Origin of the sequence: Lentilactobacillus otakiensis DSM 19908 = JCM 15040, from assembly GCF_001434145.1 — a bacterium.
In the GTDB taxonomy this organism is placed as follows: domain Bacteria; phylum Bacillota; class Bacilli; order Lactobacillales; family Lactobacillaceae; genus Lentilactobacillus; species Lentilactobacillus otakiensis.
This window is the reverse complement of sequence record NZ_AZED01000001.1, coordinates 13,119-27,611: the sequence shown is the minus strand read 5'-3', so window position 1 is coordinate 27,611 and position 14,493 is coordinate 13,119. Positions and strand designations below refer to the sequence as shown.

The following is a 14,493-nucleotide window of genomic DNA, read 5'->3' as shown; positions in this document are numbered from 1 at the left end:
GGCCATGGGCCATTCTTTATTTAATTAGTGTTGCACTTAAAGTGTAAATTCAAGTGTAAAAAGACTAATCATCAACATCATATTCTGAATCCTTAATAGCCTGATCAATTAAATCATGTGGGGAATTCATATTCTCTCTATTCCATTCAGATTGCTCCTATACTGAAATTTGGTACCAAAATCATTAGATTTTGTGTCATAATGATAAAAATCAGAATAGGAGTTTTTTTATGAAATATTATTCAGATGAATTTAAAAACAACATCGTTAAGCTTTATCACAATGAAAATCGTTCAAAGAAATCCTTAGCCAATGAATATGGGGTTCATCCAACCACCATCAGTCATTGGATCAAGCGGGCCAAATTAGTTGAACTACCTGACGGTGGCGTAACGAGTGTTGAAGCCTTCAAGCAACTACAGAAAGAAAACCAGCAGTTAAAAGAAGAAAATGAAATTTTAAAAGCAGCGGCGGTGTCACTGGGAAGGCATTAGGCAAAGTTAAAGCCATAGACTTTATCAACGAACAATTATGTAAACACCGCCTCTGGATAATCTTGAAAGTCTTAGAAGCTGTCTAAAATCTCTTAAGTAATAGTGCTAAAAACGCTAAAACGACCATTTGCAGACTGGTGGTTAATTGACGCTCACAATTTTTCCAAAGTCGCCGACAATTCTCTAGCCAACTAAAAGATCGTTCGACTACCCAACGTTGGGGCATGACTTCGAATCGATGCAACTCATTGCGCTTCGCAACCTGCACGGTTGCGTTTAAATTACTGGCTACATCGAGCTGAAAATTAACGCCTGAATAACCACCATCAACTAAGACATTTTGAACCTGGCGTAAATGCATGGCATGTAAAGCGATCATTGCACTGGCCCCGTCTCGATCAGAGACGTTCGCTCGCGTCATGTGAATGGCCTGCGGAAAGTCATTGATATCAACTGCCAGATGGCGCTTAATCCCCGAGATTTTCTTACCAGCGTCGTAACCTTTGTTTTCAGCAGTAGCGGTGTTTTTGACGCTCTGAGCGTCAACGATAATAAAGGAAGTTAAAGCTGAACGTCCTTGGTAAGTTCGCCGAGCAATGACAATTTTTTTAAAACTTGTTCCAATAAAGAATCAGCCGTAGGCTCAGCTTTAGTTGACCAAATTTTGTAATAGTTGTAAACTGACCGCCATTCTGGGAAATCACCGGGGACTTGACGCCATTGGCAACCGGTTTTCAAGACATATAGGACCGCACAGAAGACCTCGTAGAGGTCATATTTTCGAGGCTTAGTTCGCTTACGAAAATTTTCTAAAGCTGGTCGAATTAATTCAAATTGTTGCCGAGTAATATTGCTGGGATAATTTTTCATAGCTTAAACTCGCTTTTTACATAGAAGTATATCAAAAATCATAGATCTTGGACAGCTTCTTAATCTGGCTCAAAAAGTTATCCGGGGTGCGTTCTTCGGTACTGATTTGCTGTAACGCTTGCTCCCATTTAGCTGTCATTTCTGGACTAGTTAGCAAGGGTTCGAGTTCGACTGCTTTACATAAAGTGATTCCGGCTTCACTGACGTGCAACTTATTCTTTTCAGTAACTAAGTAGCCGCGTTTCTTTAACACTTCCAGCACATTGGCCCGGGTCGCACTTGTCCCAACTCCTTGCACATCTTTGAGAATCGCCTGGGCTACTTCATCATCAAGCGTTTTGCCAGCGGTCTTCATGGCCGTAATCAGGGTACCTTCAGTAAAGGGTACCGGTGGGGTCGTTTCTTTTTGCGGTGTTTGCAGATTTGCTTGGACTTGATCGCCTTGGTGAACGAGCGGTAAGGTTGCTGCTTCTTGCTGGTCGGCTTTGTGATCATCAAATAAAGCTTGCCAACCTTGCTTAGTTGGGACCTTACCGGTTGCTTTAAAATTGGCGTCACCAACTTGGGTAATAATGGTGGTTTCCTCGTACTCGTACGGATCAGCAAACATCGCTAACGTTGTTCTTAAAACCAAATCATAAACCTGTTGCTGTAATTTAGGCAAGCTGGCTAGTTTCTCTTTCGTCGGCACGACTTTAGTCATGATAATGGCGTAATGTTCTTCAACCTTTTTCCCATTGACGTAACGTTTATTTGGGGTGGTATTGGTTAAAGCGACTTGCTTAGATACCAAACCCAGATACTTCGTCAGATTAGCCACTAAATAATCAAATTCTTCATTAGTGATATAAGCACAATCGGTTCGGGGATAGCTAAGGAATTTAGCTTCGTATAAACTCTGAATGGCCGCTAAGGTTTGGCTGGCACTGGCGTGATAACGTTTATTCATCGCACTTTGCAGACTGGATAGCGAGAATAGTTGGGGACTGGCACTCTTTTTAGCCTGCTTTTGCACGTCCTTGATTAAACCGCCCTGTGAGCCTTTCTGAACGTGTTTAGCTTGCATGAATGTCATTAGCCCTGTTTCGTTTTTAAACCGCTGATAGGGGTCTAATTTTGCGACGAATTTTTGCTGATTAGCAAGAATTTCAGCATTTAGTTCAAAATAGGGTTTCGGCTTAAAGGTTTTGTTTACCTGGTCTCTTTGATAGACCATACACAAGGCTGCAGCTATACGTAACTAATCGAGCACGCTCTACGTACCAAATTTTTCTCAATATAAAATACATTATGGGCTACCATTCATACCAATTAACCAGTCGCTAATTTTGTGATTACAAGTGCATGCCCCCATCTTCATGCCGGTTTCGAGTTTGGTGTTGCCGTTGCTTTTTCGTCATTTCCCACTCAGTCTTCTTTAAACCTTGCGCCTGTCTTTGTCGTTGGTAATCTTCATCACGAGCATATAGAACAGTCATGATCGCGTCACTAAAGGCCGTCTTTAAGTAATAGTCTGGACTAACTGGCTTGTAATTTAGCGGTTGATAATGTCCGATATTTTCTTTTCTGTACTGGTCGTCCTTGGCTTGTTGCCCTTTTAACTGCTTTTGGATTTTCTCGATCTGACTGTTCTTAATCGTCGGATCGGCTTTGCATTCGCCAAAAAAGAGTTGTTTAGTGCCATCATGCTTTAAAACCCGTTGTAAGTGATGATTTTCTAACTGATCTAAGCTCAGCTGTCCCGATAAATAAGCTAGTCCTTGTTGATGTTCTTGGGGACTGAACACCTGTGGTGGATTTGCTTGCCACTGTTCAATTGTTTCAGCCTGACATGGCTTTAAAACAGGATCATAGTACATCACGGCTGTATAAACTTGTTCCTGTTTAATCATTGGTAATTCATTAAAATTGCCGTTAGGAAAGGCTCTTCTTAAAACTTCCTGGTATTGGGTTTGAATAACTTGCTTAACGGCCATGATTGCCCGTAGGTCTTTGACTGCGCGAGTAATCTTTTGCTGCTCGGTTGGTGAATACTTTTCTAGTAGACCTTGATCAACGTGTTCTAGACTTTCTAAGCTATCATCATGAATCATCAGCGTATATTTAAGCTCGATTTTGACTTCCTTTTCTTGTTGCATTAATAACTTCCAGCCAACGTATGGCCGTTTGGTAAAAGTCAATAATTGTTGGGTCAACAAATCATCACGAATGTTCATTAAACGTTCGTTTAATTCACTACCCTTGAAAACTGTTTGTTCGCTATCGGTTTCCTTAATTAATTCTCGTCTTTCAGCTTGCGTGGTCTGTTCAAAATTAAGCTCTGGATAAAGTTTTTTCGTCGTGCGGTCGACCACTTTATTTAAGAGTTCATCTGCTTTTTTTAGTGAACTTTCTTGTTGGTTAATTGTCAATAATTGCTTAGTGACATCTTGACCAACAGCGTGCTTAATTAAGGTACTGTTTTTCCAATTAAATAGCATGCGCCGCTTATCATCTAAGTTCTCCAAACTGATATAAGTTTTCAGTTCATGGCTTAACTCTTTAACTACCCGTTTTTCATTAAACGAGAAGTGTTTACTTAGGCTATCTAAATGACCTCTATTGATTACTTTTTCTTGGTTGTTTTTATAACTGGCTTTGGCCTTGCGATAGTTCTTAACTTGTTGGTTAAATGCTTTTCTTTCATGCCGTTTGCTATTGATTCCCTCATGTTGAGTTGGAACTTCATCTATTCCCTGATTTTCAAAGGATTTTTCACTGATCCGATCCGGAATGCTTTTTTGCTCTAAAACCTGATTGACACTAACTGCCCAATTATGCCGCCATTCAGTTATTTTTTCTTTTTTATCCCAATCAACCAACCAAATTTTTCGGTTTCTCACATTCCCTGCAGGGGTCTTAGTTTTATTACCATGACTATCTAAAATGTATTCGGTTTTTGTTTTCTGTCCCCAAGTACCATCGGGGTTAAATGGGCGATTGGTTAACATCACGTGTGCGTGTGGATTATCTGGGTGATCGCGATGAATTGCTACGTCAGCTACCATACCTTGATCGACAAAATTTTCTTGCACATATTCTGTCAGTAATTCTTTTTGTTCATCTACACTTAACTCAATTGGTAAAGCCACATTAAACTCTTTTGCATACCGTGAGTTTGATTTACGATCTTTCTTTTCAACTTCATTCCACAACTGCTCTCGATCACTGGCCCATTCTGGTGCATTTTTTGGCGTCAAAATAAAGCTTTCTGGCATAACCGAGCGGGCATAAAAATAGTGGCGACCTTCCTTATCATCAAATAGCTTTTCACCACTTCGATAAGCGGCACTGGCAATCGCACTTCGTCCTTTACCGGCACTAATATTACTAAAACTCATGTGAAAAATTGCCATGTCGGTCACCACCTTTATTTGGGTTTATGGGTTTGATTTTGTTGTCGCCATCGGCGACTTCTAATACAGGTTTTAATGGGTTTAGCACAACGTCATCAAATATGACGTGTAAGTGCGCATTGACCTCGTTTCACTCGGTCTTCTGATTTTCTTAACTTTAACTTAGTGTATGCCTTCCGCTTCGCTATTTCAACTTTTATCCTTTGACTTAACGTTTCCCCTATGATATAGTGTCGATGATTATTTCTAATATGATTGGAGGGATCGTTATGTCTCAAAGTAACTTAGAAAAACAAGAAGCTAAATTAAAAGCCCTTAATCAAAAAATTAAGGACGAAAAAAATAAGATTGAACAACGGCTAGGTAAACAAATCATCAGTCAAGCCAATTTAGATTATGCTAATTTGGCTAACGATAAGATTAAGCTTTTAGCCAAGCAATTTTCTGAATTTTTAAAGGTAAAGTCCGTAGATCATTAGCCATACGAGATGGGGAAATTCCATGTCTAATCAATATGAAAAACTAGTCGAGCAGCAAGCGCGTTTAAAACAAAAAATTGAGCGGGAAGATTTTAAATTACGGCAATCTAAATACTATGAAAATCGGCAATCCCGCAAAGCCCGTTCTCGCCGATTAATTCAAAAAGGGGCTTTATTAGAAAAGTACTTTCAAGCTAATAACCTCTCGGTCGAACAAACCGAAGAACTTTTAAAAACATTTGCTGACTATGTTAACGCCCATAAACCGAATAAACTCAAAAACGATCAACCTAATAACTAGGCCGATCGTTTTTATTTTCAGGATTGTTTTTTGGCTTAATTTCTGGATTGTGTTTAGCAAAGTCTTTTAACTGTTTTTGAATTCTTTGTGTAAGCTCTGCTTTACTTTCTTTGTGCTTCCTTTTACTTGATCGCTGTTGAATTATCTTTTGACCCTTACCTCTTATTTTTGATTTTAGGTCAAGCGTAAAATCTGAAATTTTATTTTGATCTAGCTTACTTAAATGACCGATTTCTTTAAAGTTTAAACCGGCTTTGGGAAAGCGATAAATATTACCAAGATCGACCCAGGAAGGTTTCTTCAACCCAGCGGATTGCCAATCTTGAATCGGATAATATTGTTGCTTGATATAAGCCGACTTCTTTTCATACTGACTAGTAATTTTAAAAGCCTCGACCGTCTGTTCTGATACCCGACGAATTAAAACTGGCCGAGACTTGCCACCGTTAGTTTCTACAAAACTAACGTATAGGCTGACTAAGTCATTAGTCCTCATCTGGATCGTTGAGCCAATCAGCGACCTCTTTAGCGTCTTTGAACTCGGTGACTGGTGTCCCTTCGGTCGCCTTTAAAAAGCGTAAATTAGCTCTTTCTTCTTCGCTTAAAGACGCATTAAAAGGTAGAGCACCATTAGCAACAATCCGCTTGTAAAACATGTTAATGGCCGTGGTTGGATTTAAGCCCAATTCACTTAAAACTGCTTCGGTATCATCGGCCAAATCTTTATCAATCTTGACTTGGACCCGTTTCTTTTCCTTAACTGCCATGATTGTCTCATCTCCTTTCTTTTACTACTACCATTATACTACCTTTTGAGTACCTTATCAATAGATAAAGCCCTGGCTTCAAATCACTTGAGCTTGGCGATGATCTAAAGGCTGAACTTTTGAGCTGGTTAGCCTGGTTAGCTCTGACGCTCATTTAAAAGCCCCTATTATTCTGTTTAAGCCATTTAAATCTAGCTTAAGCATAAAGAGGTTAGTAAGCTTTAAAACCGCTTAGAAAGGATTTTGTAGCCTTTTAGGACTAGTAGTACAAACCACTGTTATCGTTGTCGGCCGACTTTTCTTCTTCGGGGTGTTTGGCCGCATATTCTCTAGCCGCTTGTTTATTCCACCAAACGCCAAATAGGTTTTGCATGGTGCCGTACAGGTAATTTTCCACGTTCTTAATGTGCTTCTCATTACTTCTTAGGACGTTAAAGTAGCGTCTCAAGGCTTTAGTCATTAGCGGTTTAAGTTCTTCATCATCAAGTGGGATTATGACGCCAATATCTTTGTGATCTTTCTCAACTCGGTACTTAGCATTTAAGATAATGCCAATGAAGCGCCGCATTTGTTGTGGGGTACGGCACCAAAAACTAAGTAATTGCACGGCTTCGGGTTCTAAGAAAACCGGTAAACCGCTGTCTTCATCAGTTAAAAAGTTATTAGCATGGTTCACCAAATCCTGGTTTTGCTTTTCTAGTTCTGCTGGTGAAAAATTGGCTGTGGAAAAGTCCAACTTTTGAGTATCTATATTGTATCTATTAGTATCTATGTTTTTAAAGTCTTTATATAGATTGTGTGTGATTTTCACATTTCCGCTTGTAGCAAGGGTTTGAGCGGTCTCGTCAACGGACTTATGCGGAAGTGTGATTTTCACATTTCCGCTTGTAGCAAGGGTTTGAGCGGTCTCCTGCGGAAGTGTGATTTTCACATTTCCGCTTGTAGCAAGGGTTTGAGACACTTTTGGGCTATCTTCACCGCGTAAATAGACATCGGTTGCTTTCACATCGAGCTTGGACAGATATAAGCGATTCGGTTCATTCTTTTTTGTTTTTGGGTTAAAGCCCAGTTGTTTTTGCATCAGCAAATGAGCGGATTCGAGTTCTTTTTTTATTTTGACGACTTTTTGATTATGGCAATTAAATAAATTTTCGAGTTCTTGATTGGTAAAAATAAAGTAGACGTGATTTTCCTCATCAACCCAGCTGTTGCGCAAAGAGTACTCTAGCCGATCTTTCAGTACCATATAAGCCAATTTAGCGTCACTACTTAAATGTTTGTATTGCTCGCCATACATTAATACCTTAGGGAACTGGAAAAACAAGGCTCCATATACGCTATTGGCTTCATAGTAATTGAAATCTGTTGATTTTGTCATAATAAAAACTCCCTTTCTTGACTGACACACGCTGTCTCAAAAGAGAGTTGCTAAAACATTTGATTTGCTTTAAAATACAAATCTGATATGCTCTAACTGAATTACAAAGCGAACATTGGTCGTGATCGGCTTTGTAGTTTCACCAGCATGTGTTTGTTTGTGAGTTGCCCAGTCGGCAACTTTTTTAATTTTTAAGAACTAAAAATGGACTAAGTAGTTATTAGAAGCTACTTAGTCCATTGGTCTTATCTTCGTTTTAATTAGTTTACCTTTGCTTGCCCCTTAAGGTTTGCTTGCGGTATAATTAGCACGTAAACAAGATTACAATTTGTTCAAGCAATTTTAACTTGGCGGTGAAAATTGCTTGGACTAGGTAGCTGCAAGATAGCTACTTGTCAATACTGCAAAAATCCCAATCCCGAGTGGATTGGGATTTTTTGTTTATGAACAAAGCATATCATTCTGCAAAGGTTAAGTAAATAGTTTTATGGATATGATTTATGATTAATCATAAATCATATAAAATTTGTGATTAATCATAAATCATGGTAAAATGTTTATGTAAAGGTAGGTGCTACTATGAATGGGAAAACACTATTAAACTTCAACTTTAAAGGTGGCGTTGGTAAGACCACCTTGACTGTAATGGAAACCTATTTATTGGGTCAAGAGGGGAAAAAAGTACTACTGATAGATTTCGATCCCCAGGGAAATGCAACTGAAATTATGAAGGAGACTTATAAAGCCGATTTAAAGCCGGAACTTTCATTATATGAGGGCCTTCTTGGAGGGAATTTGTCTAAATCTATTGTGTCTGTTACAAACCAAATTGATATGATTCCTACAGATTGGACATTGTCTTTATGGATTGGTGCTGTAGAAAAAGTTAGTCGGGTTAAACGTAATATTCTATTACCACAAATGCTTTCCAAGTTAAAACAAAATTACGATTATATTTTTATTGACGTACCACCAACAATAAATGTCTTTACTAATAACGCAATCATGGCTTCAGATTTCATCTCAATTGTCTTACAAACTCAAAAGCAGTCATATACAAGTTCTTTAAAAACAGCTACGCATTTAGGTGAACTACGTGAACAATACAATGGAAGTTTTCAGTTAGTTGGTGTCATATTGTACTTAATGAAGCCACGTGCAAAAGTTGATACTGAAATTTCTGCACAAGCAAAAGACTTTTTTGGCGAAGGGGTCTTTTCAAACTCAATTAGAACTCAAGAACGGGTTAAAACGTTTGCTAATGAAGGAATACGGAATAAAGACCATTGGGATAAAAGAGCAATCCAAATGTACCAAATGGTTCTTAATGAACAACTACTTAGAATTCAACAGTTAGAGGAGTAATTTATCATGGCAGAAGATTTTTTAAACAAAGTTAGTAAAAAGGCATCTGAACAACTTAAAAATCTAAAAAGTCCATACCAATTCGAAACAGAAAGAACTAAAACCGTTCAAATTCGCATGAGCACATATAAAGAAGTTAAACGCATCGCTTTTGAGAATGACGAAAAAATTGTTGATGTCTTAGAAAAAATTATTCGTGAAGGCCTTGCCAAACGTAAATAAGATTGAGCTTAACTTATGTATTACTGATTGTGTGATTTATGATAAAAGATTAATCTTTTATCATAAATCACACAATCAATAAACTTCACTGTACAAGGTATATTTAAAATAAATTTGATTTAAACATACGTGGTAGATCGCAAATTTAGGGGTCTAGAATTTTTGGTATTGGAAAGTATTTCCATTCCAAAAGTACTAGGCCCTTTTTGATAACAAAAAAAGCATCTAAGCCTCCCTAGTGCTATGCTTTAAGCGACGAAACTCAAGATAAGCGGGGTAGGAATAGATGTCTCAACTAGATAATACACTTAAATTACTGGGAATTACAGACACAAACATTCAGGTGTTCGGTACTCGTGAGGAATTTCATGGTCGGGGCTCGGATCGCAAAAAGTATTTGGTCATCCAGGCAGAGCTTAGAGGCTGTGGTTGTGGCGAAGAACTTTAAGAAGAGTACACCACCAAACACCAATGACAATCACGGCAATGGTCAAAAAATGCCAAATACAGGAGATGTCAATAACGTTGGCATGACACTGATTGGGATACTTTCGGTTCTTGGTTTACTCGTTTATAGCTTCTTCAAACCTTACCGACGAGAACGTCAATAAGGTATATGTCACAAATTTCGATACTGAATACTTTTATAGCGAGACGATGCGACATGAATGATTATTAGAAAACCAGGTTCATCGGAGACGACTTTCCATAGTGGAAGCCGTCTTTTTTGATGCTTCATTTTTATTGAATGATTTGTATCCAATAGCATAAAAAAAGCGTGTCAAAGGTCGACACGCTCGAAGTAATGGCGTTAACAGTAAGCTATGGGTTTCTTAAGAATTCGACGTACTTCCATCACTTCTAAACAAAGTATAACAAAACTGCTTGCTAATGAATACTTAATGACATGAAATAAACACTGTATGAGTTTGGACACTAAAAAGTTCTTCGACTTACTCGGTTGAATTTGTTTTAAAAACCCTAGGCGATTTGAATGCCAGCCTCTAAGGTGTTATCCAATTTATAGATTCGTTCAACATCAATGACCACTACGCCAGCGCGTGGGAAACGGTCAAAAATGTTAGTTTGATCTAAAATATGATTAGCAAAATCATCTGTTTCATGAATATGAGCCGTTCCCTCAAAGCGAAATCCCTGTTGAGCGCCTCTATCAGCAACCGCAACCGCTGCCAAATGGTTGCTCGAGAGATTATCATAGGCTTGCCTGAAGGTATGCTCAAAGTAGATTAAATGTGAGTCATCTAAGACATGTAGTGAACCCTTGGGACCAACTTGAGGTTTGCCATCTATTCCTGTTGTTGCTAGGAAGGGGAGCTGACTCTTTAACATATTCTTCATTTCTTCTGTAAGATTTACCATTTAATTTTCTCCGATCAACACGACATTACGCTTTCTAACTACTTTTAGTAAGTATATTGCCGATATTCTGTTTTGTCAATATCCTATTTTGTCAATCCTATGTCCCCAGATGAACACCGCAGACTAGGATCGCTGAAAGGTTAACAAGATCCTTTTGCTTGTTAGATTAGTTAGGCAAACGTGTTTATATCCTTGGTCATACTCAGGATAGATGGGCATTGTGAGTGCAACAGGACTTAGTTGCTTGTATGCTAGGCAATGTTGGCCTTGATACAGAGGATCACACTGTTTCTGATCTGGATGATAACCTCGTTTTTCCATTTCACGACGCTGTCCCAATAATTGTTGTCCTGGGAGTTTGTCGAATTAAGTCTTGATGCCACAAACACACGCTACGGCTTCTTTTCTTGCAAACTGATCTTAGTATTTAGGGCAGTTGCATGATTACGGAATTGAACCATTTTATAATGAACCGGCTTTTCTATAAGTCTATAGAAAGTGCAGGTAATGGCATTTTCTCCAGATCGGATTGTCTAATCAATTTAATTGATTTTTTTGGTGTGTTTGATTATATTGCTTTTGCAAAGGTACAATATACCTTTTCTCTGCTGCCTTGCGAGCAGCGATGGCATCCTCCATATGAACATATACATGATTTAGGACAAGATGGCCTTGAAAGTACAGCCTTGCGACCCACTTTTGAGCAGTTTTATCCCAACTAACTCCGATAACGCCAGATTTGTTATTGGACCGTTTAAGTGTAGAAGCAACTAAATTTGTTCGATCGATTAGTTGAAAATTCTTGGGATTGCCCATGTATTTTTTAGTCTGGTTATTAGCTTTTATGTTTGATCTGCTTATTTCTGATCGCAAACACCCGCAACTGCGAGTGAATCCTTTTTGAAGTCGTTGACTGTCAACAATACATTTATTTCCACATTGACATTGACAGAGCCAAAGCGCGTTGCCATTAGAACTGCTTCCAAAAAAACTAATAACTGTGAGACGACCAAATGTTTGATTGGCCAAATCGATACGCTTTTGCATACTAATTCCCCCGTTTGATAAGAAGGCACTTAAAGAGTTGCTTTCAATTGATCTAATCGCCATTGGCACCATGAAATAAAGGCTAATTCGTCAATCTTTGGAATGCCATAGGTTCTAGCATACGTTAACTTTTGAGTGGTAAGTAGTTGATCATAGGGTTTACTAATAATACCAACCACAAGGATATCGACATTTTTGTCAATCCCGTTGACAGGTTTTGCTCCTAGAATAGTTGCTAACTGTTGTGCCTGAGAACGACGAAAAGATCGTAAACGACCGGTAAAGAGAATCCTTTTTCCCCTTAAATCTACCATGATGTTTACCTCTCACTAGAGGGAACCTTAGCTAGATCTTCTGCCTGATACTTTTCGATGCGATATAAAGTTACTGGTGCAATGCCTAACATGCGAGCAATTTGTCGTTTTGTCAGAGTTTCATCTCCGTCTTTCTTCTTATTTAAAAGGCGACAGGCTTCTTTATATATATAGCGTTTTTGACGATTAGGTGAATGAGGACCATATTCGCGAATTTTTCCTTTATATTTGCCCTGGCGTTTGGCGATTTCTATGCCTTGTTGTTGCCGTATCTTAATAGTTTCGCGCTCTTCTTGAGCAATATACTTATATAGTTCGACAATAATTGTCGTAATCAAGTTACGAAGGTTAGGATCTTCAATACTTGCAAAGCTAGGCAGGTTTAGAACATTCAATTGAGCTCCATGATGCCGAATGGTTTCGATGATGTCAGTCAAATCATGAGAATTGCGACCAAGTCGATCAAGGCTCAATACCACTACTTCATCATCATCACGGAGATAATTCAGCATGGCTTGAAGTTGTGGGCGGGCAGCATTTTTTCCAGAAAGTTTCTCTTGAAAAAGTTTTGTTACTCCAGCTGCTTGTAGTTGTTCAATTTGCCGGGCTAGATTTTGCTCACGAGTACTAACACGTGCGTAACCAATTTTTGTCATTTTCAGAACGCCTCCGGATCACTTATATGTAACTAATGATAATACATATTTTAGCTGGATACAATAGGGTAGACCCTATCGATTCCGTACTAAACAAATCCATTATATGTACGAACATCAGAAGTATACTGGTACACGTTTCATTATAAGAATTTGATGAATAGTTTACGAGATTGATGTTGACACTTAATTAGAAAAGATAGGTTAAATAATTGAGGACCGTGAAAAGGTGCAGAATAAGCTTTATGATTAATTTTCAGTTTTGCCTTAGTGCAATTTACACAAGTTAATCACCCCTTAAATAATCGAATTTATCGATTTATCAAAGAACATAAAAAGTAGCAAAACATAATAGCTCATTATAAATAGTTTCATTACAATTTTAGTAGCTGAGTAGATATTGGAAGTACTATTGGATTATTTGGTGAAAATTTGGAATAAAATTACAATCTAACAATCACCTTTTTTATCTGTAATGGAACCTATTTTTTAACAGGAAGTGTGTTACTGTCTAAGAAAAGACGGATATTTCGGTATGAAAATATTAAAGCATAGTAAGGAAAGAATATGAATTAGTTATGCTAAAAAGATATAGCTACATAATGGCTTTATTGGTAGGACTCATTTTAATAGTTTGGTTGGCTATTTATTGGCAACATCGTGCTTACTTTACTGGAGCCGTTCGAACGTATATGATTGCCCAAAAGATTCCAACAAATAGCATTAAAAAACAGCAAATAGCCTTTAATTGGGTTAATATGGGGCAATGGGAGGAAGATGTTTCAGTTCGCCATCAGCACCATACCTATCAATATATTTATAATATGTCTTGGCAGGATAAAAAAGTCTCCCTAAGTATTTATGATCATCGACAAGGAATTAAGGACACTCTAGCTCCTTATCCACCTTTGGAGTATGATCGTTAATTTTTGCAGATTTTAATCTATTACAAAATCAATTGGTTTATAAGGAGGCAAATGAACATTGATATTAACTGACTGGAGTGGTCTTGCACTGCTCATCTCATTAGTCTACTGGTGGTTTTTAATGTGGCATTCATTTAACCTCACTAGGAAAACGTTAGTATTATTAAATACGGTTGGGACATTATTAATGACAGTTTTGACGTGGTCAATCACTTATGGCATGTTATTGATTCCAATTTTTATTGTGTATGCAATTTCAACCTTTATTCTATTTAAACTTCCCTTGACACAAAACAAGGATCGCAGTAATTATTGACAAATTAATAGATTCCCTAATTTTTTAATATTGCCAAAGTAAATTAAAGATTTTAGCAGCTCTCTTTTGAGTCATGAATTGGATATAGAAAAGGAGCTTTCTATGATGAAAAGATTCGATAATTTCAATTACTACGAGGCGGAAAAAGTTTACGAAGCCTCATTCTTTCAGTTTCCCAAAGTATTGATGTATAGTGAACAATACCGGTATTTAAGTAGTGGAGCCAAGTTGGCCTATGTGGTGTTAAAAGATCGCCTGGAATATTCCTTACGCAACCACTGGGTGGACGAGGAAGGTCACGTCTACTTTATTTTTACCAATCAGGAATTAGAAAATTTACTTAACTGCCATTATCAGAAAGTCGTCAAAATAAAAAAGGAACTAATAGCTGCTCATTTGCTGATGCAAAAACAGCCAAGTTTTAATCCTCACACTAAAAAAAGTGAGCCAAGCCGTTTATATCTATCTAAGCTTGATGTGAAAGCCACCGATGTTTATTTAAGAGAAAATAGCCAAAACAGCTCGCAAGCCCTTTTTACAAGCGGAAATGCAAAGATTACACGCAAGCTAGATAGAGAACCTA

Annotated in this window: 16 protein-coding genes and 4 pseudogenes; 9 read left to right on the top strand and 11 right to left on the bottom strand. The window is 38.0% G+C overall.

Going from position 1 to position 14,493, the window contains the following annotated elements:
- The first annotated feature begins 230 nt into the window (after positions 1 to 230).
- A complete protein-coding gene (locus tag FD05_RS00160; RefSeq protein WP_020282106.1) occupies positions 231 to 494 on the top strand; it encodes an IS3 family transposase in 264 nt (87 codons plus the stop codon).
- Between the two features lie 82 nt (positions 495 to 576).
- On the opposite strand, the gene FD05_RS11415 is transcribed toward FD05_RS00160, so the two are convergent.
- The 3 genes and pseudogenes from FD05_RS11415 to mobQ form a co-directional block, all read right to left on the bottom strand.
- A protein-coding gene (locus FD05_RS11415; RefSeq protein ID WP_143436895.1) for an IS5 family transposase occupies positions 577 to 1,364 on the bottom strand; the annotation gives its coding sequence in 2 pieces (ribosomal slippage) (positions 577 to 1,106 and positions 1,106 to 1,364; 789 coding nt in all).
- 55 nt (positions 1,365 to 1,419) lie between these two features.
- Positions 1,420 to 2,580, bottom strand: a pseudogene (locus tag FD05_RS00145) (DNA topoisomerase); the annotation flags it as partial.
- Between the two features lie 118 nt (positions 2,581 to 2,698).
- The gene (gene mobQ / locus FD05_RS00140; RefSeq protein WP_020282109.1) at positions 2,699 to 4,759 is read right to left on the bottom strand and encodes a MobQ family relaxase; all 2,061 of its coding nucleotides are present in this window, start codon (positions 4,757 to 4,759) and stop codon (positions 2,699 to 2,701) included.
- 251 nt (positions 4,760 to 5,010) lie between these two features.
- On the opposite strand from mobQ, the gene FD05_RS00135 reads away from it, so the two are divergent.
- Positions 5,011 to 5,238, top strand: a complete 228-nt coding sequence (locus tag FD05_RS00135; protein WP_020282110.1) for a hypothetical protein — start codon at positions 5,011 to 5,013, stop codon at positions 5,236 to 5,238.
- 22 nt (positions 5,239 to 5,260) lie between these two features.
- On the top strand, positions 5,261 to 5,539 hold the full coding sequence (locus FD05_RS00130) for a hypothetical protein (protein ID WP_014940856.1): 279 nt from the start codon (positions 5,261 to 5,263) through the stop codon (positions 5,537 to 5,539).
- On the opposite strand, the gene FD05_RS11695 is transcribed toward FD05_RS00130, so the two are convergent.
- From FD05_RS11695 to FD05_RS00115, 3 genes are all read right to left on the bottom strand, one after another.
- A complete protein-coding gene (locus FD05_RS11695) occupies positions 5,529 to 6,035 on the bottom strand; it encodes a hypothetical protein (protein WP_002819871.1) in 507 nt (168 codons plus the stop codon). The genes FD05_RS00130 and FD05_RS11695 overlap by 11 nt on opposite strands.
- A complete protein-coding gene (locus tag FD05_RS00120) occupies positions 6,025 to 6,306 on the bottom strand; it encodes a type II toxin-antitoxin system RelB/DinJ family antitoxin (RefSeq protein ID WP_002819873.1) in 282 nt (93 codons plus the stop codon). Before FD05_RS00120 ends, FD05_RS11695 begins: the two co-directional genes overlap by 11 nt.
- A gap of 259 nt (positions 6,307 to 6,565) precedes the next feature.
- On the bottom strand, positions 6,566 to 7,684 hold the full coding sequence (locus FD05_RS00115; RefSeq protein ID WP_020282111.1) for a replication initiator protein A: 1,119 nt from the start codon (positions 7,682 to 7,684) through the stop codon (positions 6,566 to 6,568).
- A gap of 579 nt (positions 7,685 to 8,263) precedes the next feature.
- Between FD05_RS00115 and FD05_RS00110 the strand changes: the two genes are divergently transcribed.
- The 4 genes and pseudogenes from FD05_RS00110 to FD05_RS00100 all read left to right on the top strand — a co-directional run bounded on the left by FD05_RS00110 (position 8,264) and on the right by FD05_RS00100 (position 9,882).
- Positions 8,264 to 9,049, top strand: a complete 786-nt coding sequence (locus FD05_RS00110; protein WP_005728422.1) for a ParA family protein — start codon at positions 8,264 to 8,266, stop codon at positions 9,047 to 9,049.
- A 6-nt stretch (positions 9,050 to 9,055) separates the two neighbouring features.
- Positions 9,056 to 9,271, top strand: coding sequence for a hypothetical protein (locus FD05_RS00105; RefSeq protein ID WP_020282112.1), 216 nt, complete (start codon positions 9,056 to 9,058; stop codon positions 9,269 to 9,271).
- A 286-nt stretch (positions 9,272 to 9,557) separates the two neighbouring features.
- A pseudogene (locus FD05_RS11410) lies at positions 9,558 to 9,689 on the top strand (ISL3 family transposase); the annotation flags it as partial.
- A 13-nt stretch (positions 9,690 to 9,702) separates the two neighbouring features.
- Entirely contained in the window at positions 9,703 to 9,882 is a 180-nt protein-coding gene (locus FD05_RS00100) for an LPXTG cell wall anchor domain-containing protein (protein ID WP_020282113.1), read from the top strand.
- 370 nt (positions 9,883 to 10,252) lie between these two features.
- Here the strand turns inward: FD05_RS00100 and FD05_RS00095 are convergent, their stop codons facing one another.
- The 5 genes and pseudogenes from FD05_RS00095 to FD05_RS00080 all read right to left on the bottom strand — a co-directional run bounded on the left by FD05_RS00095 (position 10,253) and on the right by FD05_RS00080 (position 12,668).
- Complete coding sequence (locus FD05_RS00095) at positions 10,253 to 10,651, bottom strand: pyridoxamine 5'-phosphate oxidase family protein (protein ID WP_008855217.1); 399 nt, start codon at positions 10,649 to 10,651, stop codon at positions 10,253 to 10,255.
- Between the two features lie 123 nt (positions 10,652 to 10,774).
- Positions 10,775 to 10,978: pseudogene (locus FD05_RS11920) on the bottom strand (hypothetical protein); the annotation flags it as partial.
- Positions 10,979 to 11,188: 210 nt separating this feature from the next.
- A complete protein-coding gene (locus FD05_RS00090) occupies positions 11,189 to 11,698 on the bottom strand; it encodes an alcohol dehydrogenase (RefSeq protein ID WP_039933432.1) in 510 nt (169 codons plus the stop codon).
- A 29-nt stretch (positions 11,699 to 11,727) separates the two neighbouring features.
- Positions 11,728 to 12,012 (bottom strand): BRCT domain-containing protein, encoded by a 285-nt coding sequence (locus FD05_RS00085; protein WP_008855214.1) that lies wholly within the window; start codon positions 12,010 to 12,012, stop codon positions 11,728 to 11,730.
- A gap of 5 nt (positions 12,013 to 12,017) precedes the next feature.
- Entirely contained in the window at positions 12,018 to 12,668 is a 651-nt protein-coding gene (locus tag FD05_RS00080; RefSeq protein ID WP_020282117.1) for a recombinase family protein, read from the bottom strand.
- A gap of 602 nt (positions 12,669 to 13,270) precedes the next feature.
- On the opposite strand from FD05_RS00080, the gene FD05_RS00075 reads away from it, so the two are divergent.
- Together FD05_RS00075 and FD05_RS00065 are read left to right on the top strand one after the other, a co-directional pair.
- On the top strand, positions 13,271 to 13,594 hold the full coding sequence (locus FD05_RS00075) for a DUF3139 domain-containing protein (RefSeq protein ID WP_235714320.1): 324 nt from the start codon (positions 13,271 to 13,273) through the stop codon (positions 13,592 to 13,594).
- 421 nt (positions 13,595 to 14,015) lie between these two features.
- Positions 14,016 to 14,471, top strand: a pseudogene (locus FD05_RS00065) (replication initiator protein A); the annotation flags it as partial.
- Positions 14,472 to 14,493 lie beyond the last annotated feature (22 nt).

What these genes read in the sequence shown, in the direction of transcription:
- FD05_RS00085 (WP_008855214.1), bottom strand. Translation starts at nt 12,012, where the DNA reads ATGGTAGATTTAAGGGGAAAAAGGATTCTCTTTACCGGTCGTTTACGA.
- FD05_RS00080 (WP_020282117.1), bottom strand. Translation starts at nt 12,668, where the DNA reads ATGACAAAAATTGGTTACGCACGTGTTAGTACTCGTGAGCAAAATCTA.
- FD05_RS00110 (WP_005728422.1), top strand. Translation starts at nt 8,264, where the DNA reads ATGAATGGGAAAACACTATTAAACTTCAACTTTAAAGGTGGCGTTGGT.
- FD05_RS00135 (WP_020282110.1), top strand. Translation starts at nt 5,011, where the DNA reads ATGATTGGAGGGATCGTTATGTCTCAAAGTAACTTAGAAAAACAAGAA.
- FD05_RS00120 (WP_002819873.1), bottom strand. Translation starts at nt 6,306, where the DNA reads ATGGCAGTTAAGGAAAAGAAACGGGTCCAAGTCAAGATTGATAAAGAT.
- FD05_RS00115 (WP_020282111.1), bottom strand. Translation starts at nt 7,684, where the DNA reads ATGACAAAATCAACAGATTTCAATTACTATGAAGCCAATAGCGTATAT.
- FD05_RS00095 (WP_008855217.1), bottom strand. Translation starts at nt 10,651, where the DNA reads ATGGTAAATCTTACAGAAGAAATGAAGAATATGTTAAAGAGTCAGCTC.
- FD05_RS11695 (WP_002819871.1), bottom strand. Translation starts at nt 6,035, where the DNA reads ATGAGGACTAATGACTTAGTCAGCCTATACGTTAGTTTTGTAGAAACT.
- FD05_RS00160 (WP_020282106.1), top strand. Translation starts at nt 231, where the DNA reads ATGAAATATTATTCAGATGAATTTAAAAACAACATCGTTAAGCTTTAT.
- FD05_RS00075 (WP_235714320.1), top strand. Translation starts at nt 13,271, where the DNA reads ATGGCTTTATTGGTAGGACTCATTTTAATAGTTTGGTTGGCTATTTAT.
- FD05_RS00090 (WP_039933432.1), bottom strand. Translation starts at nt 11,698, where the DNA reads ATGCAAAAGCGTATCGATTTGGCCAATCAAACATTTGGTCGTCTCACA.
- mobQ (WP_020282109.1), bottom strand. Translation starts at nt 4,759, where the DNA reads ATGGCAATTTTTCACATGAGTTTTAGTAATATTAGTGCCGGTAAAGGA.
- FD05_RS00130 (WP_014940856.1), top strand. Translation starts at nt 5,261, where the DNA reads ATGTCTAATCAATATGAAAAACTAGTCGAGCAGCAAGCGCGTTTAAAA.
- FD05_RS00105 (WP_020282112.1), top strand. Translation starts at nt 9,056, where the DNA reads ATGGCAGAAGATTTTTTAAACAAAGTTAGTAAAAAGGCATCTGAACAA.